Genomic DNA, 20,674 nt, shown 5'->3' with positions numbered 1-20,674 from the left:
GACGGCGCCTGCCAGAGTTGTAGGTAATGTAGTAAGTTAGGCTGGTGAATATCATGCGAAGCGCGCGCCAGTAGCGGAGCTTGCTTCAGAGGGTAGTTAATTGAACGATATGGCAAAGAATCTGATCCTGTGGTTGATCATCGCGGCTGTCCTGGTGACGGTGATGAACAACTTCTCCAGCCCTAACGAGCCGCAGACCCTCAACTATTCCGACTTCATCCAGCAAGTTAAGGATGGCAAGGTCGAGCGCGTAGCGGTTGATGGCTACGTGATTACCGGCAAGCGCAACGATGGCGACGGCTTCAAGACCATTCGTCCGGCAATCCAGGACAACGGTCTGATCGGCGACCTGGTGGATAACCACGTAATCGTCGAAGGCAAGCTGCCTGAGCAGCAGAGCATCTGGACTCAACTCCTGGTGGCGAGCTTCCCGATCCTGGTGATCATCGCCGTGTTCATGTTCTTCATGCGCCAGATGCAAGGCGGTGCAGGAGGCAAGGGCGGGCCGATGAGTTTCGGCAAGAGCAAGGCGCGCCTGCTCTCCGAAGACCAGGTGAAGACCACCCTGGCTGACGTCGCTGGTTGCGACGAAGCCAAGGAAGAAGTGGGTGAGCTGGTCGAGTTCCTGCGTGATCCGGGCAAGTTCCAGCGCCTGGGTGGCCGCATTCCACGCGGTGTGCTGATGGTCGGCCCGCCGGGTACCGGTAAAACCTTGCTGGCCAAGGCGATTGCCGGTGAAGCCAAGGTGCCGTTCTTCACCATTTCCGGTTCGGACTTCGTCGAAATGTTCGTCGGCGTTGGTGCCAGCCGTGTTCGCGACATGTTCGAGCAGGCCAAGAAACACGCGCCATGCATCATCTTCATCGATGAAATCGACGCCGTTGGTCGCCATCGTGGTGCTGGCATGGGCGGTGGTCACGATGAACGTGAGCAGACCCTCAACCAGTTGCTGGTGGAGATGGACGGGTTTGAAATGAATGACGGCATCATCGTCATTGCCGCAACCAACCGTCCGGATGTGTTGGACCCTGCATTGCTGCGTCCAGGCCGTTTCGACCGTCAGGTTGTGGTGGGCTTGCCGGATATCCGTGGTCGTGAACAGATCCTGAAAGTCCACATGCGTAAAGTGCCCATGGGCGACGACGTCGCTCCGGCCGTGATTGCCCGCGGTACGCCTGGCTTCTCCGGTGCCGACCTGGCCAACCTGGTGAACGAGGCTTCGCTGTTTGCGGCCCGTACCGGCAAGCGCATCGTGGAAATGAAAGAGTTCGAACTGGCCAAAGACAAGATCATGATGGGCGCCGAGCGCAAATCCATGGTCATGTCCGAGAAAGAGAAGCAGAACACCGCTTATCACGAAGCTGGTCACGCTATCGTAGGGCGCGTCGTGCCTGAGCATGACCCGGTCTACAAAGTGTCGATCATTCCTCGTGGTCGGGCGCTGGGTGTGACCATGTTCCTGCCGGAAGAGGATCGCTACAGCCTCTCCAAGCGTGCGTTGATCAGTCAGATCTGCTCGCTGTACGGCGGCCGGATTGCTGAAGAGATGACCCTGGGCTTCGACGGTGTCACCACCGGTGCTTCCAACGACATCATGCGTGCCAGCCAGATTGCGCGGAACATGGTGACCAAATGGGGCCTGTCGGAAAAACTCGGTCCTTTGATGTACGCCGAGGAAGAAGGTGAAGTGTTCCTGGGGCGTGGCGGTGGCGGTCAAAGTGCCAGCTTCTCCGGTGAGACAGCCAAGCTGATCGACTCCGAAGTGCGCAGCATCATTGACCAGTGCTACGGCACGGCCAAGCAGATCCTCACCGACAACCGCGACAAGCTGGATGCCATGGCGGATGCGCTGATGAAGTACGAAACCATTGATGCCGATCAGATCGACGACATCATGGCGGGCCGTACACCGCGTGAACCTCGCGATTGGGAAGGTGGTTCGGGCACCTCTGGCACGCCGCCAGTGGTTCAGAACGAACGCCCCGAAAACCCGATCGGCGGTCCTGCAGCTGACCACTAAGGTTTGAAATGACTTTTGCGTCGTCCTCCACCCGGTTGCCTTGCGGCAGCCGGGTTCTTGATTTGGCCCATACGCATGTCATGGGCATTCTTAATGTAACCCCCGATTCCTTTTCCGATGGTGGTCGCTTCAATCAGCTCGATGCTGCGTTGCGTCACGCCGAGGCGATGGTGGTGGCGGGTGCGACCTTGATCGATGTCGGCGGCGAGTCGACCCGGCCCGGTGCTCGCGTGGTTTCTCCCGTGGAGGAACTGGAGCGGGTGGCGCCGATCGTCGAGCGCATCGCTCGCGAGCTGGATGTGATCATTTCCGTGGATACATCGACCCCGGCGGTGATGCGCGAAACGGCGCGCCTGGGTGCGGGGCTGATCAACGATGTGCGTTCGTTGCAGCGTGATGGCGCGCTGGACGCCGCCGCGGCGACCGGCCTGCCGGTGTGCCTGATGCATATGCTGGGCGAGCCCGGCACCATGCAGGACAATCCGCACTACGATGATCTGGTTGGCGAAGTGAGCGGGTTCCTGGCTGATCGCATTGCTCAATGCGCCGCCGTAGGGATCGCTGCCGACAAGATCATCCTCGATCCGGGGTTTGGTTTCGCCAAGACCCTGCAGCACAATCTAAGTCTGTTCAAGCATATGGAAGCCTTGCATGCCCTGGGTCGACCTTTGTTGGTCGGCGTTTCGCGCAAGAGCATGATAGGTCTGGCGCTGAATCGCCCGGTGGGCGAGCGGCTTTATGGTGGGTTGGCGCTGGCGGCACTTGCTGTGACCAAGGGTGCGCGTATCTTGCGTGTGCATGATGTCGCTGAGACCGTGGATGTTGTCCGCATGATTGCCGCAGTAGAATCGGCCGAATAAGAATGATGGAGCACTTATGACAAAGAAATACTTTGGCACCGACGGTATCCGTGGTCGGGTCGGCGAGTTTCCGATTACCCCCGATTTCATGCTCAAGCTGGGTTGGGCGGCAGGCATGGCGTTCCGCAGCATGGGCGCGTGCCGCATCCTGGTGGGCAAGGACACGCGTATCTCAGGCTATATGTTTGAGTCTGCGCTGGAGGCCGGTTTGTCCGCCGCCGGTGCCGATGTAATGCTGCTGGGCCCGATGCCGACCCCGGCGATCGCTTACCTGACGCGTACCTTCCATGCCGAAGCCGGCATTGTGATCAGTGCTTCGCACAATCCTCATGATGACAACGGCATCAAGTTCTTCTCGGGGCAGGGCACCAAGCTGCCGGATGAGATCGAGCTGATGATCGAAGAGCTGCTGGATGCGCCGATGACGGTGGTCGAGTCCAGCAAGCTGGGCAAGGTGTCGCGGATCAACGACGCCTCTGGCCGTTATATCGAATTCTGTAAGAGCAGTGTGCCAAGCAGCACCAATTTCGCCGGGCTGAAGATCGTCGTCGACTGTGCCCATGGTGCGACCTATAAAGTGGCGCCGAGCGTGTTCAAGGAGCTGGGTGCGGAAGTGACGGTACTGTCGGCCCAGCCTAACGGGTTGAACATCAACGAAAACTGCGGCTCCACGCATATGGAGCAATTGCAGGCTGCCGTCCTGGCCGAGCATGCCGACCTGGGTATTGCCTTTGATGGCGACGGCGACCGCGTGCTGATGGTGGATCACACCGGCGCCGTGGTTGATGGCGATGACTTGATGTTCATCATTGCCCGCGACCTGCATGAGCGTAACCGCTTGCAGGGTGGTGTCGTCGGTACGCTGATGAGCAATCTCGGGCTGGAGTTGGCATTGGGCGAGCTGGGCATTCCTTTTGTGCGTGCCAATGTCGGGGATCGTTATGTGATTGCCGAACTGCTGGAGCGCAATTGGCAGATTGGTGGCGAGAACTCCGGGCATGTCGTGTGCTTCCAGCACACCACCACGGGCGACGCGATCATCGCCGCGCTGCAGGTGCTGTTGGCGTTGCGCCGTCGCCAGGAAAGCCTGGCCCAGGCGCGTCAAGCCCTGCGCAAGTGCCCGCAAGTGCTGCTCAATGTGCGCTTTGCCGGTGGCGACAACCCAATCGAACACCCGGCTGTCAAAGCGGCCTGCGAGCGCGTGACCCTGGCAATGGCGGGGCGTGGGCGCGTGTTGCTGCGCAAGTCCGGCACAGAGCCGCTGGTGCGCGTCATGGTCGAAGGTGAGGACGAAACCCTGGTTCGCGGGCATGCCGAAGACCTGGCAAAACTAGTAACTGAAGTTTGCTCCTGAATTCGGCTTGCCAGTGATGGTGTGGTTGGGTAACATCTGCGCCCACTTTGACCGACGAGGTACAGCATGCGTCGCACTATGGTAGCTGGTAACTGGAAGATGCACGGTACCCGCGCCAGTGTCGCTGAGCTGATCAATGGCCTTCGTCACTTGGCCTTGCCGAGCGGTGTTGATATCGCGGTTTTTCCATCTTGCTTGCATATCAACCAAGTGGTTGATGGCTTGAAAGGTAAGTCGATTCAGGTCGGCGCGCAGAATTGCGCAATGGAACCCATGCAAGGTGCGCTGACAGGCGAGATTTCGCCAAGTCAGTTGGTTGATGCGGGTTGTTCCTACGTGCTTGTCGGGCACTCCGAGCGCCGTCAGTTGATGGGCGAACGGGATGGGACGCTCAATCGCAAGTTCGCAGCGGCACAGGCTTGTGGCTTGATTCCGGTGTTGTGCATAGGGGAGACCCTTGAACAGCGCGAATCGGGCAAGACTCTTGAAGTTGTCTCGCGTCAGCTGGGCAGCATCATCGAGGAGCTGGGTGTTGGTGCGTTTGCGAAGGCAGTCATCGCTTACGAGCCGGTCTGGGCCATTGGCACCGGGCTGACTGCAACACCGCAACAGGCGCAGGATGTGCATGCAGCTATCCGCGCGCAGTTGGCGGCAGAGAATTCTGAGGTCGCACAAGGTGTGCGGCTTCTATACGGCGGCAGCGTGAAGGCGGCCAATGCGGTCGAACTGTTCGGCATGCCGGATATCGATGGGGGGCTCATTGGTGGAGCTTCCCTGAATGCAGATGAGTTCGGTGCGATTTGTCGCGCCGCGGGAAACTGAAAAAATGCTGGAAACAGTCGTAGTCGTTTTTCATCTGTTGGCTGCCCTGGGCGTAGTTGCCCTGGTTTTGTTGCAACAGGGTAAAGGTGCGGATGCTGGTGCGTCTTTCGGTGCAGGTGCTTCAAATACTGTGTTCGGAAGCCAAGGTTCCTCTACCTTTCTTAGTAAGTTTACTGCTATACTTGCCGCAGGTTTCTTCATAACCAGCTTAGGGTTAGGTTACTTTGCTAAAGAGAAAGCTCATGTGCTGACTCAAGTAGGTTTGCCAAACCCAGCAGTATTGGAAGTACCAAAAGCAAAACCGGCTTCTGATGATGTCCCGGTGCTTCAAGAGCAAAAGTCGGCTACTCCAGCGACTGACGTGCCTCCAGCTCAAGAGCAGAAGTAAGAAGGGTTGTAAACGCTGTATTGCCGAGGTGGTGGAATTGGTAGACACGCAACCTTGAGGTGGTTGTGCCCATAGGGTGTAGGGGTTCGAGTCCCCTTCTCGGTACCAATTATCAGGAGAGCCCGCTGTTGCGGGCTTTCTTGTAGGTGGAAGGTTACATTGACCCTGTAAGGGATCGGTCGTATACTTCCGCCCCAGCTTTGTCGCGGGGTGGAGCAGTCTGGTAGCTCGTCGGGCTCATAACCCGAAGGTCGTCGGTTCAAATCCGGCCCCCGCAACCAGTTTTAGCGGAGCCCCTTATTAAGGGGCTTTTTGTTAGCTGGACACTTTCAACGCCGCTATTCGACGGCGTTTCAAGGATGGGCGTTTCGCCCATTTTTTTATTTTGCACAGCATGCACATACATGCACGAGGGGGTTCAGGTGTCGAGCAAGCTAGAAGAGTTGCAGGCCTTGCTGGCCCCGGTGGTCGTGGCCCTGGGCTATGAATGCTGGGGTATTGAGTTTTCGGCTCAAGGTCGCCACTCAATGTTGCGCGTTTATATTGATAAAGAGGGCGGCGTGCTGGTGGACGATTGTGCCATTGTCAGCCGTCAGATCAGTGGTGTCCTGGATGTTGAAGATCCAATCGCCGTTGAGTACACCCTCGAAGTTTCCTCGCCTGGCATGGAACGCCCACTGTTCACTCTCGAGCAGTTTGCAAAATTTGCCGGTGGACAAGTGAAAATCAAGCTGCGATCTCCCTTTGAAGGGCGACGCAATTTTCAGGGCCTTCTGCGCGGTGTAGAAGAGCAGGATGTCGTGGTGCAAGTAGAAGACCATGAGTTCCTGTTGCCGATCGATATGATCGACAAGGCCAACATTATTCCCAGTTTTGACTGAGACGCGGATCCCGCGGATCCAATGGCTTGCGAAAGGCGAGGCGTACGATGAGCAAAGAAGTACTGCTGGTTGTTGAGTCGGTATCCAATGAAAAGGGCGTACCGGCAAACGTGATTTTTGAAGCGCTGGAGCTGGCCCTGGCCACTGCGACCAAAAAGCGTTTTGAAGACGAAGTTGATCTGCGTGTGGAAATCAACCGCCACACCGGTGCCTATGAAACTTTCCGTCGCTGGACGGTCGTTGAAGAAGCCGATCTTGATGATCCGGCCATCGAAACCTGGCCGAGCAAGGTCGCTGAAACGCACCCTGGCGCCAAGGTCGGTGATGTTGTCGAAGAAAAGATCGAATCGATCGAGTTCGGCCGTATTGCTGCACAAACTGCCAAGCAGGTCATTGTGCAGAAGGTTCGCGAGGCCGAGCGCGCTCAAGTCGTTGACGCCTATCGCGAGCGCCTGGGTGAAATCATCTCCGGCACCGTGAAAAAAGTTACCCGCGACAACGTGATCGTCGACCTGGGCAACAACGCCGAAGCGTTGCTGGCCCGCGAAGACATCATTTCTCGCGAAACCTTCCGTGTCGGCGTGCGTTTGCGTGCGCTGCTCAAGGAAATCCGCACCGAGAACCGCGGTCCTCAGCTGATCCTGTCGCGTACCGCGCCGGAAATGCTGATCGAACTGTTCCGCATCGAAGTGCCGGAAATCGCCGAAGGCCTGATCGAAGTCATGGCTGCGTCCCGCGACCCGGGTTCGCGCGCCAAGATCGCGGTCCGTTCCAAGGACAAACGCATCGACCCGCAGGGCGCTTGCATTGGTATGCGCGGTTCGCGCGTCCAGGCAGTGTCGGGCGAGTTGGGCGGTGAGCGTGTGGATATCGTCCTGTGGGACGATAACCCGGCGCAGTTCGTGATCAACGCCATGTCGCCGGCTGAAGTGGCGGCAATTATCGTTGACGAAGATGCCCATGCCATGGACATCGCCGTTGGCGCAGACAATCTGGCTCAGGCCATTGGTCGTGGTGGTCAGAACGTGCGTCTGGCCAGCCAACTGACCGGCTGGACCCTGAACGTGATGACCGAATCGGACATCCAGGCTAAGCAGCAAGCTGAAACCGGTGACATCCTGCGCAACTTCATCGACGAGCTGGAAGTCGACGAAGACCTGGCGCAGGTGCTGGTAGATGAAGGCTTCACCAGCCTGGAAGAGATTGCCTACGTACCGTTGGAAGAAATGCTCAACATCGATGGCTTTGACGAAGACACCGTCAACGAGCTTCGCGCTCGGGCCAAGGATCGTTTGTTGACTAAAGCCATCGCTACTGAGGAAAAGCTGGCAGACGCCCATCCGGCCGAAGACCTGCTCTCGCTTGAGGGTATGGACAAGGATTTGGCGATGGAACTGGCGGTGCGCGGCGTAATTACCCGCGAAGACCTGGCCGAGCAGTCTATTGACGATCTGCTCGACATCGACGGCATTGACGATGATCGTGCCGGCAAGTTGATCATGGCCGCCCGAGCCCATTGGTTCGAGTAATTAGGCGCGGCCTGAGGAGAGAAGTGCATGACGCAAGTCACGGTGAAACAACTGGCCGATGAGGTCAAAACACCGGTAGAGCGCCTGTTGCAGCAGATGCGTGAGGCAGGTCTGCCGCACACCGCCGCCGATGAAGGTGTGAGCGATAGTGAGAAGCAGTCTTTGCTGACTCACTTGAAGAGCAGCCACAAGGCGAAAGTGGAAGAACCGCGCAAGATTACATTGCAGCGCAAAACCACCAGCACCCTGCGTGTTGCTGGTAGCAAGAGCATCAGCGTTGAAGTACGCAAGAAGAAAGTCTTCGTACAGCGCAGCCCGGAAGAAATCGAAGCCGAGCGCAAACGCGAACTCGAAGAACGTCGCGCAGTAGAAAATGCTGCTCGTCAGAAGGCTGAAGAAGAAGCCAAGCGTCGCGCCGAAGAAGAAGCGCGTCGCCAGCCTGCTGCTGCGCAACCTGCTGCCACTGATGCGGTCGCTGCTCCTGCTGCCGCGCCTGTAGAAGCTGCGCGTGAGGCCGCTCCGGTGGCCGCTGCACCAGCACCTGCTGCTGATGCGCGTAAACGCGACGAACCTCGTCGTCCGGACAAACCACGTGCCGACGATAACAGTCGTCGCGGTGGCGGCGGTGATGGTGAGCGCAAAAACGCTCCGCATCGTGCTTCGGTCAAAGAGAAAGCGCCTGCGCCACGCGTTGCCCCACGTACCACCGACGAAGAAAGCGACAGCTTCCGTCGTGGTGGTCGCGGCAAGGCCAAGCTGAAAAAACGCAACGCCCACGGTTTCCAGAGCCCAACCGGCCCTGTCGTGCGTGAAGTGAAGATCGGCGAGACCATCACTGTGGGCGATCTCGCCCAGCAGATGTCGGTCAAGGCAGCTGAAATCATCAAGTTCATGTTCAAGCTGGGCACTCCGGCCACCATCAACCAGGTACTGGATCAGGAAACTGCCCAACTGGTTGCTGAAGAGCTGGGCCACAAAGTGACCCTGGTCAGCGACACCGCCCTGGAAGATTCCCTGGCCGAGTCCCTGAAGTTCGAAGGTGAAGCCGTTTCCCGTGCGCCGGTCGTGACCGTAATGGGCCACGTTGACCACGGTAAGACTTCCCTGCTCGACTACATCCGTCGTGCCAAGGTTGCGGCAGGCGAGGCTGGCGGTATTACCCAGCACATCGGTGCCTACCACGTTGAAACCGATCGCGGCATGGTGACGTTCCTCGACACCCCTGGTCACGCCGCGTTTACCGCGATGCGTGCCCGTGGTGCCAAGGCGACCGACATCGTGATCCTGGTCGTTGCAGCAGACGACGGCGTGATGCCACAAACCATCGAAGCCGTTCAGCATGCTAAGGCAGCTGGCGTACCGTTGGTGGTTGCGGTGAACAAAATCGACAAGCCGGGCGCCGATCTCGATCGCATCCGTAGCGAACTGTCGGTTCACGGCGTGACTTCCGAAGAATGGGGTGGCGACACTCCATTCGTACCGGTCTCGGCGAAAGTCGGTACTGGCGTTGACGAACTGCTCGAAGCTGTTCTGTTGCAAGCCGAAGTCCTGGAACTGACCGCTACGCCATCGGCTCCTGGCCGTGGTGTTGTGGTTGAGTCCCGCCTCGACAAGGGCCGTGGCCCGGTGGCGACCGTTCTGGTTCAAGACGGTACCCTGCGCCAAGGCGACATGGTGCTGGTCGGTTCGAACTATGGCCGTGTACGTGCCATGCTCGACGAGAACGGCAAGTCCATCAAGGAAGCCGGTCCGTCCATCCCTGTCGAGATTCTCGGCCTGGACGGTACCCCGGACGCTGGCGACGAGATGAGCGTGGTTGCCGACGAGAAGAAAGCCCGTGAAGTGGCTCTGTTCCGTCAAGGCAAGTTCCGCGAAGTCAAGTTGGCCCGTGCTCACGCCGGCAAGCTGGAAAACATCTTCGAGAACATGGGCCAGGAAGAGAAGAAGACGCTTAACATCGTCCTCAAATCTGACGTCCGTGGTTCCCTCGAAGCGTTGAACGGCGCCTTGAATGGCCTGGGTAACGACGAAGTGCAAGTGCGTGTGGTCGGTGGCGGTGTCGGTGGTATCACCGAGTCCGACGCCAACCTGGCACTGGCTTCCAACGCTGTACTGTTCGGCTTCAACGTGCGTGCCGATGCTGGCGCTCGCAAGATCGTCGAGCAGGAAGGCCTGGACATGCGTTACTACAACGTCATCTACGACATCATCGAAGACGTCAAGAAAGCCCTCACCGGCATGCTTGGCAGCGACGTCCGGGAGAACATCCTGGGTATCGCCGAGGTGCGTGACGTGTTCCGCTCGCCGAAATTCGGCGCGATCGCCGGCTGCATGGTTATCGAAGGCACCGTTCACCGTAACCGTCCGATCCGTGTACTGCGTGAAGACATCGTTATCTTCGAAGGCGAGCTGGAATCCCTGCGCCGCTTCAAGGATGACGCTTCCGAAGTACGTGCCGGCATGGAATGCGGTATCGGCGTCAAGAGCTACAACGACGTCAAGGTTGGCGACAAGATCGAAGTCTTCGAGAAGGTTCAGGTTGCTCGCAGCCTCTAACTCGCGCACTTCAGGAGCCACGCCGCGTGTGGGCATGCAAATGCCCCGCGCAACGTCCGGACTCTAAACGCAACGCCCGGTCTGGCTTTTGTCAGGCCGGGCGTTTGCCGCTTTCAGACCCCACGGGTTTCACCGTGTGGCAGTAACAGGTAACAAGACATGGCAAAAGAATACAGCCGTACCCAACGTATCGGCGATCAGATGCAGCGCGAGCTGGCCCAACTGATCCGTCGCGAAGTCAAAGATCCTCGTGTTGGCCTGGTCACCATCACCGCCGTTGAAGTGAGCCGTGACGTAGGTCACGCAAAAATCTTCATCACCGTGATGGGTGAGGACAGCAGCGAAGAAATCGCGCAAAGCATCAAGGTGCTCAACTCGGCCGCAGGTTTCCTGCGCATGCAGTTGGCCCGCGAAATGAAGCTGCGCAGCGTGCCTCAGTTGCACTTCCACTACGACGAAAGCGTCGTGCGTGGCGCGCACCTGTCGGCATTGATCGAGCGCGCCGTGGCTGAGGATAATCAGCATCCGTCCACACCTGAAGACGCCAAGGAGTAAGCGGTGGCTCAGGTCAAACGTATCCGTCGCAACGTCAGCGGCATCATTCTGCTCGACAAGCCCATTGGCTTTACCTCCAATGCCGCCTTGCAGAAGGTCCGCTGGCTGCTCAATGCCGAGAAAGCCGGGCACACCGGCAGCCTCGACCCCCTGGCCACCGGCGTGTTGCCGTTGTGCTTTGGCGAGGCCACCAAGTTCTCGCAATACCTGCTCGATTCCGACAAGGGTTACGAAACCCTGATGCAACTGGGCAAGACCACCACCACGGCCGATGCCGAGGGTGATGTTTTGCAGGTTCGCGACGTGACCGTTGGTCGTGCTGATATCGAGGCTGCTTTACCCGCTTTTCGTGGGCAAATCAGTCAGATACCGCCGATGTACTCGGCGCTCAAGCGCGATGGGCAACCACTTTACAAGCTGGCTCGTGCGGGTGAAGTAGTGGAGCGCGAACCGCGTTCTGTTACTATTGCGCGCTTGGAATTGCTCGCCTGTGAAGGCGACACCGCACGCCTGGCCGTGGACTGCAGCAAAGGCACCTATATCCGTACCCTGGTGGAAGATATCGGTGAAAAGCTCGGTTGCGGCGCGTATGTCGCAGAACTGCGACGGACCCAGGCCGGCCCTTTCAGCCTGGCCCAGACGGTGACGCTGGAAGAGTTGGAAGCGGTACACGCCGAAGGCGGCAATGAAGCGGTCGATCGCTTCTTGATGCCATCGGACAGCGGTTTGCTCGATTGGCCATTGCTGCACTTCTCGGAGCACAGCGCGTTCTACTGGCTCAACGGCCAGCCGGTACGTGCCCCGGACGCGCCGAAATTCGGCATGGTGCGGGTACAGGATCATAACGGTCGCTTTATCGGTATCGGTGAAGTGAGCGAAGACGGGCGCATCGCGCCGCGTCGACTGATTCGGTCAGAATGACCGAAACCAGTTTGTGGTAAAAGCGTATCAGCCTTTACGCAAGCTGGAACGAGGGTGGCTGTTAACAGGCACGGTCACTACTCATTTTTAGATACAGGGATTTGTCCCTGGCCTGTTGAAACTGCCCTTTGGGTGGTTTCCTGAAAAAAGGATTGCCTCATGGCTCTCGACGTTCAAGAAAAAGCACAAATCGTAGCTGACTATCAGCAAGCTGTTGGTGACACTGGTTCGCCAGAAGTGCAAGTTGCACTGCTGACCCACAACATCAACAAACTGCAAGGTCACTTCAAGGCCAACGGTAAAGATCACCACTCCCGTCGTGGTCTGATCCGCATGGTAAACCAGCGCCGTAAGCTGCTGGACTACCTGAAAGGCAAGGATCTGGGTCGTTATCAGGCTCTGATCGGTCGCCTGGGTCTGCGTCGCTAATAAGCGATTGCGCTAGAGGTTGGTTGTTTGCCGTGTGTCAGTGGGATTCCCGCTGGCCCATGGCAGGCTTCCAGCCTCAAGTTTTATCTGGATACACGTTTTACCCCTGGACAAGGGTTGGGCCGATTCCCGACATTGCCCAAGAATTTCGCAAGAAGACAAGTTCCCCAAGAGCCACAAAGAAGGTAGGACACCGTGAACCCGGTTATCAAAAAATTTCAGTTCGGTCAGTCGACCGTTACCCTCGAGACAGGCCGTATCGCCCGTCAAGCCTCCGGCGCAGTGCTGGTTACCGTTGACGACGACGTTACCGTACTGGTGACCGTTGTAGGCGCCAAGACTGCAGACCCAAGCAAGGGCTTCTTCCCTCTGTCTGTTCACTACCAGGAAAAGACTTACGCTGCCGGTAAGATCCCTGGCGGTTTCTTCAAGCGCGAAGGCCGTCCTTCCGAGAAAGAAACCCTGACTTCCCGACTGATCGACCGTCCGATCCGTCCGCTGTTCCCAGAAGGCTTCATGAACGAAGTGCAGGTTGTCTGCACCGTCGTCTCCACCAGCAAAAAGACCGATCCGGACATCGCTGCGATGATCGGTACCTCGGCTGCCCTGGCTATCTCCGGCATTCCTTTCGATGGCCCGATCGGCGCTGCGCGCGTGGCTTTCCACGAAAGCACCGGCTACCTGCTGAACCCGACTTACGAGCAACTGAAAGCCTCGAGCCTGGACATGGTCGTTGCCGGTACCTCGGAAGCCGTACTGATGGTTGAATCGGAAGCCAAAGAGCTGACCGAAGACCAGATGCTGGGCGCGGTACTGTTCGCTCACGACGAGTTCCAGGTTGTGATCAACGCCGTTAAAGAACTCGCTGCCGAAGCCGCCAAGCCAACCTGGGCCTGGGCTCCGCAAGCCGAAGCCACCGAACTGCTGGGTGCGATCCGTGCCGAGTTCGGCGAAGCGATCTCCCAGGCCTACACCATCACCGTCAAGGCCGACCGTTACGCTCGCCTGGGCGAGCTGAAGGATCAGGTCGTTGCCAAGCTGTCCGGTGAAGAAGGCCAGCCTTCTGCCAGCGACGTCAAAGCAGCATTCGGCGAAATCGAATACCGCACCGTTCGCGAAAACATCGTTAACGGCAAGCCACGTATCGACGGTCGCGACACCCGCACCGTGCGTCCGCTGAACATCGAAGTCGGCGTTCTGCCGAAGACTCACGGTTCTGCGCTGTTCACCCGTGGCGAAACCCAGGCCCTGGTCGTTGCGACCCTGGGTACTGCCCGCGACGCACAGCTGCTGGACACCCTGGAAGGCGAGAAAAAAGACCCGTTCATGCTGCACTACAACTTCCCGCCGTTCTCGGTGGGCGAATGTGGTCGCATGGGTGGCGCCGGTCGCCGCGAAATCGGTCACGGCCGTCTGGCCCGTCGTTCGGTTCAGGCCATGCTGCCAGCCGCCGACGTGTTCCCGTACACCATCCGTGTAGTGTCGGAAATCACCGAGTCCAACGGTTCCAGCTCCATGGCTTCGGTCTGCGGTGCTTCCCTGGCACTGATGGACGCTGGTGTGCCGATGAAGGCGCCGGTTGCCGGTATCGCCATGGGCCTGGTCAAAGAAGGCGAGAAGTTCGCCGTCCTGACCGACATCCTGGGTGACGAAGACCACCTGGGCGACATGGACTTCAAAGTAGCCGGTACCGCTAAAGGTGTTACCGCGCTGCAGATGGACATCAAGATCAAGGGCATCACCGAAGAGATCATGGAAATCGCTCTGGGCCAAGCCCTGGAAGCGCGCCTGAACATCCTCGGTCAGATGAACCAGATCATTGGTCAGTCCCGCACCGAACTGTCGGAAAATGCTCCGACCATGATCGCGATGAAAATCGACACCGACAAAATCCGTGATGTCATCGGTAAAGGCGGCGCGACCATTCGTGCGATCTGTGAAGAGACCAAGGCTTCGATCGATATCGAAGACGATGGCTCGATCAAGATCTTCGGCGAAACCAAGGAAGCTGCAGAAGCGGCGCGTCAGCGCGTTCTGGGCATCACTGCCGAAGCCGAGATCGGCAAGATCTACGTCGGTAAAGTTGAGCGCATCGTCGACTTCGGCGCATTCGTCAACATCCTGCCGGGCAAAGACGGTCTGGTTCACATCTCCATGCTGAGCGACGCTCGTGTTGAGAAAGTGACCGACATTCTGAAAGAAGGCCAGGAAGTGGAAGTGCTGGTACTGGACGTGGACAACCGCGGCCGTATCAAGCTGTCCATCAAAGACGTGGCAGCAGCCAAGGCTTCGGGCGCTTAAATACCCGCAGGCTTCACGCTGAAAAAAGGACTCTTCGGAGTCCTTTTTTTATGCGTGCAGGAAAATGCCGAAAAATCAGACGCTTAATCACAGCCAAAAGCCGCAACTTGCATGCAGGCACGCTCTGCTTCATGCAAATTGCACGAATCCGAAAATTCGCTCAATCTATAACTCTTTGTTTTTAAAGGGTTTATTTGCAGACTTCGACTTGGCACAGTGCCTGCAACAGTCCTGTTAATGCTGCAGCATCAAGGTTCACACACTGCAGACTTTTAATAAAACAGGAGTTACTCGTATGAAGAAGTTCGCTCTCGCTACCGCAACTGCTACCGCCCTGACCCTGGCCATGGCCAACGTTGCCTTCGCTCAAACCGCGCAGGCGCCGATGACGCTGGCAGCTGGCGAAATGACCAAAGCCAAAGAGTCCACCTCGGACACTTGGATCACCACCAAAGTCAAAGCTGACCTGCTGACCGAAAAGGGCATCCCAGGTTCGGACATCAAGGTTGAGACCAACAAAGGTGTGGTTTCCCTGTCTTCGACCGTTGCCATCTCTGACTCGCAGAAAGCTACCGCTGTCGCCATCACCAAGCGTATCAAGGGTGTGACCGCTGTATCCGCTGACGGTCTGCTGGCTGGCGGTGCGGTAAAAGCCGACAACATCGACACATCCAAAGAAGCCGCTTCGGACACTTGGATCACTACCAAGGTGAAGGCTGACCTGGTTACTGAGAAAGGCATTCCGGGTACCGACATCAAAGTCGAAACCAACAAGGGCGTAGTTTCCCTGTCTTCTTCCGTTGCAGTGACCGAAGCGCAGAAAACTACCGCGGTGAACATCACCAAGAAAATCAAAGGCGTGAAAGCTGTATCGGCCGATGGCCTGAAAGCAGAGTAACGCTCAACCAATCGCTGAACTAGGCGGCGGCGGCAACGAGTGAGTTAGATATCCACTCAATGCACCTCACGGGTTCATGCGACCGACCATAGGGATGTGGTCATTACAGGCCCCGGCACATGTGTCGGGGCCTGTTCTATTCCGGCCAGGAATGCTATCGAAGTGCGCGCCAGCTTGCGCTGGCGCGTGGGGTCATTCGGCGTCCAGATGCATCTGCGTTACCACCCGGCCATCCTTCTCGGCCTGGCCCAGTTTGGCGTCGACGAAGTACACCCGGTCATCTTCCAGCTGCCCTTTGTCGACCAGGTAGTCCTTGATGGTGCTTGCGCGGTCCTGACCGAGCTGGCGCAACAGCACGTCGCTGCTGCTCCAGAACGTGATCACGCCGTCCTTGAGTTTGGCCGTGCGTTCATCGTCGCTCAGGTTTTTCCACTCCGCCGGTGGTTGTTGTTTCAGGCGGGTGCGGTAGATACCTTCGAGCAAGGGGGCTTTTTCCTTTTCCGGTACTTGCAGCAAGGACGCCTGGGCCGGAACCTTGTCGCCACGGCGCTGCAGGATCTTGTAGTAGTTATATTGGTATTCGCGCTCCAGGCGCTGCTCGGCGAGGAATTTGCCGTCACTGTCGGCCGCCGCCGTGCCTTCGATTTCCAGGCGCAGGGTAGGGCGTTCTTTGAGGGCCTTGGCCAAGGTGTTCAGGGCGCCCTCGGCGTCTTTGTTCAGTTCGCTGGAGCCTGCGGCGAACGAGACATTGCCGAGGTCTTCCGAACCGCCACCGCTCACCAGCCCACCGATAAACTTGAACGGCGCCGTTGCCGCGCGCACCACCAGGTTGCGCAGGGTCTGCCAGATGATCGGCATCACGCTGAATTGCGGGTTGTTCAAGTCGCCGCTGATGGGCAGTTCAATCGAGATCTTGCCGTCAGAGTCCTTGAGCAGGGCGATCGCCAGGCGAATCGGCAGGTCTACCGCATCGGCACTGTCGACTTTCTCACCCAGTTGCAGCTGCTCGACCACCACTTTGTTCTCGGCCTTCAGCTGGCCTTTGGTGATCACGTAATGCAGGTCGAGGTTGAGGCGACCCTTGCGAATCCGGAAACCGGCGAACTTGCCCGAGTAGGGCGTCAGGGTCGTCAGCTCGACACGTTTGAAGCTGGTGGCGATATCCAGTGCCGCCATCGGATCAAACGGGTTCACGCTGCCTTTGATGGTCACCGGTGCATAGCGATCCACCTTGCCCTTGATGTCGACAGCTGCCGGTTTGGCCTGGCGGCTGTCAATGGTGCCGATCTGCCCGTTGAGCTGTTGGATCGCGGTGGCGAAGTTGGGCGTGAGGCTAAAGTCGGCGAAGTTGGCCGAACCGTCGTTGATCGCGATCTGCCCGATATGAATACCCAGCGGTTTTTCTTTGCTTGCCGCCGGCTTGGCCGCCGACTTGGCGCCGCTGTCGGCCGGCTGTGGAATCAGCAGGTCGTCGACGTTGGTGGTGCGATCATCGTTGATCATGAAGCGCACATAGGGCTGTTGCAGGTTGACCTTGTCGATCGACAGGCTGTCGCCATGCTGGTAGTTCAGCCCTTCCAGCACCAGGCGCTGCCATTTGAGGAAGTCACGGGTCTTGAGGGTGTCGAGGGTATGCAACTGATCGACCTGCGCCCGGCCGGTGATCTGTAGGGCCAGCGGCTCGGTGCTTTTGAGGTTCACATCGAGGTTGCTGCCGAGCATGCCGCTACGCAGTTCCAGGCGGATGAACGGGCTGATATAGGACTGTGCGACCCGCAGGTCGATGTCCTGGGTGTTCACTTTCAGCTTGGCGCTGACCGGATTGAGGTTGACCTCGCCGGTTGCCTGGATCTTGCCTTGCTTGCCCAGGCCGGTGTCGACCTTGAGGGTGAAGGGGTTGCCGTTGAGGCTGTCGAAGTTCTGCACATCGACGTTCAGCGGGCCGAGTTCCAGCGCGACCGCAGGTTTGGCCTGGCGGTCGGCCAGGTGGACCTGATAGTTGCGCAGTTGCACATCCTTGAGCAGCACTTGCCAAGGCTTGCTCGGCGCTGCGGGCGCGGCTTTGGGCGAGTCGGCAGCTGCTGGCGCGCTGGCCGCTTCCGGTGCCTTGGCCGGCTTGCCCGGCTGGCTGGCGAACAGTTTCTGCCAGTCCAGTTGGCCATCGGCTTCGCGGGCGGCCCAGGTTTCCAGCTTGTTGCTGCGGATCTTGCCGACCACCACCTGCTGCTTGGCCAGGTCGATCGTGGTTTCGCTGACGTCCAGGCGCTCCAGGCGCACCAATGGCCGGCCATCCGGCGCCTTGATGGCGAACGGCGCGATGCTGGCGGCGGTGTTGGTCAGGTTGAGTTCGGTTTCTTTGGCCAGGCTGAACGTGTAGTCCGTGCTGAAGTTGAGCACGCCGTTTTCGAGGACCAGGGGCAGGGCGTCGCGCACATAGGGCCACCAGGCTTTCATCTTGCCATCGGTGATTTTCAGGGTGCCTTTGGACGTGATCGGCACCAGGCTGACGTTACCCTTCCAGTCGATCTGCCCGCCTTCCGGGCCGGCGGCGACCAGGGTCATGTCGGCATTGTCTTCCGGCAGGGTGCTGAGGTTTTTCAGCTCGAAGTCGAGTTTGTCGTAGAGGAACTCGATTGGCTCGCTGGGGCGCAGGTCTTCAAAGTGCAGATAACCGCCCGCCAGCTTGATCCGCTCGATCCGCAACGGGAACGGCTTGGCGTTGGGGTCTGCCGGTGTCGGTTCGCTGGGTGGCAGTTTGAACAACTGCGCCAGGTTCAACTGGCCGGACTTGTCGAACAGCAACTCGGTCTTGGGTTTGTCGAGTTGCACATCGGCCAAGTGCAGGGCGCGGGTCCACAGGCTGTCGAGCTGCAGGTTGGCGTAGAGCCGCTCGAAACCCACTTGTTCCTTGCCGGGGTCGCCGATCTTGAGGCCCCACAGCGTCACTTCCAGGCTGAACGGGTTGAGCTCGATACGCTCGATGCGGGCCGGCACCGTGGCGTAGTTGGCCAGTTGTTGGTTGGCTATGCGAAGGGCAATGCCGGGCAAAATCAAAAAGCCCAGCAAGCTGTACAGGGCAACGGCGGTCAACAAGGCGCCAGTGGCGCGAATCAATCCTTTGGGCATGGGGCGGCGCCATCTATGTCGAACAGGAGTGCCTTGGAGTATGGCACGGGTTTTCGGTTCCGAAGAGCCACCCTCTTTCAGAAAATTCCTATAACTGCAGGATCAGAGTCTTCAACGGAGGTTGCTGGTCTTGCGACGGAAAGTCGGCGCCAGGAGGCATGATTTGCCAGTCGCGCACCGGACGCCCGGCTTTCTCGGCGCAACGTAGCACCTGCTCACGCCAATCGTCCATGCTCACTTTTGCCAGGTTGTTGCAGCAGATCAGCACGCCGTCATCGGCGGTTGCCAACAGCGCCGGCTTGAGCAGGCTTTGATAGTCGCGCAACAGGTCGACGGTGCCGAAGGCGCTCTTGGCCCATGCCGGCGGGTCAAGCAACACCAGGTCATATTGACGCGGTTCCAGGCGCGGATAGCTCGGCAGTTTCTGCCCGCGCCGCTGAGTGATCGGCAGGCCGGCCAGTTGGCGAATCGCCGGGAAATAATCGGATTGCACGAACGTCATGGGTGCCAGCTGCGGGTTGAGCAGGCCGTTTTCGCGGCCGACCGCCAGGTTGCCTTCGGCAAAATCCAGGTTGCACACGTCACGCGCACCGCCGGCCGCGGCGCTCAGGCCCACGCCACAGGTGTAGGCGAACAGGTTCAGTACGCTTTTGCCGGCACTGTGCGCCTTGACCCAGCCGCGGGTGTTGCGCAGGTCGAGGAACAGCAACGGGTCTTGCCCGGCATGGCGCCCGCGCACGCGGTAATTGAGGCCCCATTCGTGGCCGACCAGGTCCTGCAGCGCTTGCGGTGTGGCGCGGTAGACCGTGTCTTCGCGGTCGATCCGCGAGTTGCCACGGGAACGGTCGTTGTACACCAGCAGCAATTCCAGGCCCATGTACTGGCTGATCAGTTGATGCAGGTCCAGCAAGTCTGCGCTTTCCAGCGGTTGGTGGAAGCTCTGCACCAGCAGTTGCGGGCCATAGCGGTCGATGGTCAGGCCACCGGCGCCTTCCTGGCTGCCGTGGAACAACCGGTAACAGTCGGTGCCTTGGGCGTGCAACTCGCTGATCAGGCCTTGACGATGATCGAGGGCGGCGCGCAGCGCCTGGTTCAGGGGAGACATGGAGCGCGCCTTGCTGGGTAAATGTGGGCGCGGAGTTTAGCAGTTATGGAGCGTCGCCTACATCAACCCCATCCGCCGATGCGCGCGCTGCACCGAGCCATTGCGCATCGCCCAACGCAGCACCGGCGCGCTGCGCTTGACCCCGGCACGCACCAGTTGGCGTTGCAGCGGGCTCGGGTGTTGCCCCAGCATGTCGGCGGCCCAGGCCGGCAGCAGGTCGATCCCGGCTTGCATCATCAGGGCGCCAAAGGGTTTGGCCAGGGTGCTGGGCGCCGGGGCTTCGAGCAGCAGGCGCAGCACTTCGCGGCTGCGCGCGTCGCACAACAATTGTGGACGGATACGCGCCAGATAATCCGCAATTTCCTCGCGTGAGCGCGGCACATTCCGCGCGCCCAGGCGTTCGGCGACCAGGGCGATTTCGTTGTAGTAACGATCCTGATCGCGCCCCGACAGCTGCGGGTTGCGATAACGCACGTGTGCGGCGAGGAAGCTGCTGACCTCCGCCACATGCACCCAGGTCAGCAACTGCGGGTCGCTGGCCGCGTAGGCGCGGCCGTCGGGTGCATGGCCGACAACCTGCTGGTGAATGGTGCGTACTTTCTCGATCAGCCAGTCGGCGTCTTTGCGCGAGCCGAAGGTGGTGCCGGAAATGAACTGCGACGTGCGGCGCAGGCGCCCGAGCATGTCCTGGCGAAAGTTCGAATGGTCCCACACGCCAGCCAGCGCCAATGGGTGCAAGGCTTGCAGCATCAAGGCGCTGATGCCGCCGATGAGCATGCTGCTGAAATCGCCATGCACTTGCCAACTGACCGAGTCCGGGCCGAACAGGCCGGGGTCGCCCTTGGGGTTTTCCAGGTCCAACTGGCCCAGCGACAAGCCGGTGAGGCTCATCAACTGGGTTTCGATACGGCTGCGGATAAATTCCATGG

General features: G+C 59.0%; 16 protein-coding genes and 2 tRNA genes. 15 read left to right on the top strand and 3 right to left on the bottom strand.

Annotated elements, in window-relative coordinates:
* Nucleotides 1-109 precede the first annotated feature (109 nt).
* The 15 genes from ftsH to MOQ67_RS26960 all read left to right on the top strand — a co-directional run bounded on the left by ftsH (nucleotide 110) and on the right by MOQ67_RS26960 (nucleotide 15,514).
* A complete protein-coding gene (gene ftsH / locus MOQ67_RS27030; protein ID WP_017847418.1) occupies nucleotides 110-2,020 on the top strand; it encodes an ATP-dependent zinc metalloprotease FtsH in 1,911 nt (636 codons plus the stop codon).
* Nucleotides 2,021-2,028: 8 nt separating this feature from the next.
* Nucleotides 2,029-2,880, top strand: a complete 852-nt coding sequence (gene folP, locus MOQ67_RS27025) for a dihydropteroate synthase (RefSeq protein ID WP_169884830.1) — start codon at nucleotides 2,029-2,031, stop codon at nucleotides 2,878-2,880.
* 16 nt (nucleotides 2,881-2,896) lie between these two features.
* Nucleotides 2,897-4,234: a phosphoglucosamine mutase gene (glmM, locus tag MOQ67_RS27020; protein WP_017847420.1), complete on the top strand. Its 1,338-nt coding sequence runs from the start codon at nucleotides 2,897-2,899 to the stop codon at nucleotides 4,232-4,234.
* A gap of 66 nt (nucleotides 4,235-4,300) precedes the next feature.
* Nucleotides 4,301-5,056, top strand: coding sequence for a triose-phosphate isomerase (tpiA, locus tag MOQ67_RS27015; protein WP_026140086.1), 756 nt, complete (start codon nucleotides 4,301-4,303; stop codon nucleotides 5,054-5,056).
* Nucleotides 5,057-5,060: 4 nt separating this feature from the next.
* The gene (gene secG, locus MOQ67_RS27010) at nucleotides 5,061-5,444 is read left to right on the top strand and encodes a preprotein translocase subunit SecG (protein WP_010206600.1); all 384 of its coding nucleotides are present in this window, start codon (nucleotides 5,061-5,063) and stop codon (nucleotides 5,442-5,444) included.
* Between the two features lie 22 nt (nucleotides 5,445-5,466).
* A tRNA-Leu gene (locus MOQ67_RS27005) sits at nucleotides 5,467-5,552 on the top strand.
* A 96-nt stretch (nucleotides 5,553-5,648) separates the two neighbouring features.
* Nucleotides 5,649-5,725: transfer RNA gene (locus tag MOQ67_RS27000), tRNA-Met, on the top strand.
* A gap of 141 nt (nucleotides 5,726-5,866) precedes the next feature.
* Nucleotides 5,867-6,325 carry a ribosome maturation factor RimP gene (gene rimP / locus MOQ67_RS26995; protein WP_026140087.1) on the top strand — a complete coding sequence of 153 codons (459 nt, stop codon included), beginning with the start codon at nucleotides 5,867-5,869 and terminating at the stop codon, nucleotides 6,323-6,325.
* Between the two features lie 47 nt (nucleotides 6,326-6,372).
* Nucleotides 6,373-7,854, top strand: a complete 1,482-nt coding sequence (gene nusA / locus MOQ67_RS26990) for a transcription termination factor NusA (RefSeq protein ID WP_008057419.1) — start codon at nucleotides 6,373-6,375, stop codon at nucleotides 7,852-7,854.
* A 27-nt stretch (nucleotides 7,855-7,881) separates the two neighbouring features.
* Nucleotides 7,882-10,410, top strand: coding sequence for a translation initiation factor IF-2 (gene infB, locus MOQ67_RS26985; protein ID WP_017847423.1), 2,529 nt, complete (start codon nucleotides 7,882-7,884; stop codon nucleotides 10,408-10,410).
* Nucleotides 10,411-10,569: 159 nt separating this feature from the next.
* Nucleotides 10,570-10,965, top strand: coding sequence for a 30S ribosome-binding factor RbfA (gene rbfA / locus MOQ67_RS26980; protein ID WP_017847424.1), 396 nt, complete (start codon nucleotides 10,570-10,572; stop codon nucleotides 10,963-10,965).
* Nucleotides 10,966-10,968: 3 nt separating this feature from the next.
* Nucleotides 10,969-11,886, top strand: a complete 918-nt coding sequence (gene truB, locus MOQ67_RS26975) for a tRNA pseudouridine(55) synthase TruB (protein ID WP_014719950.1) — start codon at nucleotides 10,969-10,971, stop codon at nucleotides 11,884-11,886.
* 159 nt (nucleotides 11,887-12,045) lie between these two features.
* Nucleotides 12,046-12,315 carry a 30S ribosomal protein S15 gene (rpsO, locus tag MOQ67_RS26970; protein ID WP_003176135.1) on the top strand — a complete coding sequence of 90 codons (270 nt, stop codon included), beginning with the start codon at nucleotides 12,046-12,048 and terminating at the stop codon, nucleotides 12,313-12,315.
* A gap of 195 nt (nucleotides 12,316-12,510) precedes the next feature.
* Nucleotides 12,511-14,616 carry a polyribonucleotide nucleotidyltransferase gene (gene pnp, locus MOQ67_RS26965; RefSeq protein WP_017847425.1) on the top strand — a complete coding sequence of 702 codons (2,106 nt, stop codon included), beginning with the start codon at nucleotides 12,511-12,513 and terminating at the stop codon, nucleotides 14,614-14,616.
* Nucleotides 14,617-14,911: 295 nt separating this feature from the next.
* Nucleotides 14,912-15,514, top strand: coding sequence for a BON domain-containing protein (locus tag MOQ67_RS26960; RefSeq protein ID WP_017847426.1), 603 nt, complete (start codon nucleotides 14,912-14,914; stop codon nucleotides 15,512-15,514).
* Between the two features lie 192 nt (nucleotides 15,515-15,706).
* Here MOQ67_RS26960 and MOQ67_RS26955 read toward each other — a convergent pair whose 3' ends face one another.
* The 3 genes from MOQ67_RS26955 to MOQ67_RS26945 all read right to left on the bottom strand — a co-directional run bounded on the left by MOQ67_RS26955 (nucleotide 15,707) and on the right by MOQ67_RS26945 (nucleotide 20,672).
* Nucleotides 15,707-18,640: a DUF748 domain-containing protein gene (locus tag MOQ67_RS26955; protein ID WP_198717769.1), complete on the bottom strand. Its 2,934-nt coding sequence runs from the start codon at nucleotides 18,638-18,640 to the stop codon at nucleotides 15,707-15,709.
* Between the two features lie 88 nt (nucleotides 18,641-18,728).
* The gene (locus MOQ67_RS26950) at nucleotides 18,729-19,745 is read right to left on the bottom strand and encodes a class I SAM-dependent rRNA methyltransferase (protein ID WP_017847428.1); all 1,017 of its coding nucleotides are present in this window, start codon (nucleotides 19,743-19,745) and stop codon (nucleotides 18,729-18,731) included.
* Between the two features lie 57 nt (nucleotides 19,746-19,802).
* Complete coding sequence (locus MOQ67_RS26945) at nucleotides 19,803-20,672, bottom strand: oxygenase MpaB family protein (RefSeq protein WP_198717768.1); 870 nt, start codon at nucleotides 20,670-20,672, stop codon at nucleotides 19,803-19,805.
* Nucleotides 20,673-20,674 lie beyond the last annotated feature (2 nt).

This window comes from Pseudomonas sp. LY-1 (assembly GCF_053502595.1).
Note: the sequence above shows the minus strand (reverse complement) of the source record. Positions and strands in the feature narration are given on the sequence as shown.

Excerpts from the sequence above, each read along its gene's own strand:
- ftsH (WP_017847418.1), top strand. The coding sequence starts at position 110 with ATGGCAAAGAATCTGATCCTGTGGTTGATCATCGCGGCTGTCCTGGTG.
- folP (WP_169884830.1), top strand. The coding sequence starts at position 2,029 with ATGACTTTTGCGTCGTCCTCCACCCGGTTGCCTTGCGGCAGCCGGGTT.
- glmM (WP_017847420.1), top strand. The coding sequence starts at position 2,897 with ATGACAAAGAAATACTTTGGCACCGACGGTATCCGTGGTCGGGTCGGC.
- tpiA (WP_026140086.1), top strand. The coding sequence starts at position 4,301 with ATGCGTCGCACTATGGTAGCTGGTAACTGGAAGATGCACGGTACCCGC.
- secG (WP_010206600.1), top strand. The coding sequence starts at position 5,061 with ATGCTGGAAACAGTCGTAGTCGTTTTTCATCTGTTGGCTGCCCTGGGC.
- nusA (WP_008057419.1), top strand. The coding sequence starts at position 6,373 with ATGAGCAAAGAAGTACTGCTGGTTGTTGAGTCGGTATCCAATGAAAAG.
- infB (WP_017847423.1), top strand. The coding sequence starts at position 7,882 with ATGACGCAAGTCACGGTGAAACAACTGGCCGATGAGGTCAAAACACCG.
- rbfA (WP_017847424.1), top strand. The coding sequence starts at position 10,570 with ATGGCAAAAGAATACAGCCGTACCCAACGTATCGGCGATCAGATGCAG.
- rpsO (WP_003176135.1), top strand. The coding sequence starts at position 12,046 with ATGGCTCTCGACGTTCAAGAAAAAGCACAAATCGTAGCTGACTATCAG.
- MOQ67_RS26960 (WP_017847426.1), top strand. The coding sequence starts at position 14,912 with ATGAAGAAGTTCGCTCTCGCTACCGCAACTGCTACCGCCCTGACCCTG.
- MOQ67_RS26955 (WP_198717769.1), bottom strand. The coding sequence starts at position 18,640 with ATGCCCAAAGGATTGATTCGCGCCACTGGCGCCTTGTTGACCGCCGTT.
- MOQ67_RS26950 (WP_017847428.1), bottom strand. The coding sequence starts at position 19,745 with ATGTCTCCCCTGAACCAGGCGCTGCGCGCCGCCCTCGATCATCGTCAA.
- MOQ67_RS26945 (WP_198717768.1), bottom strand. The coding sequence starts at position 20,672 with ATGGAATTTATCCGCAGCCGTATCGAAACCCAGTTGATGAGCCTCACC.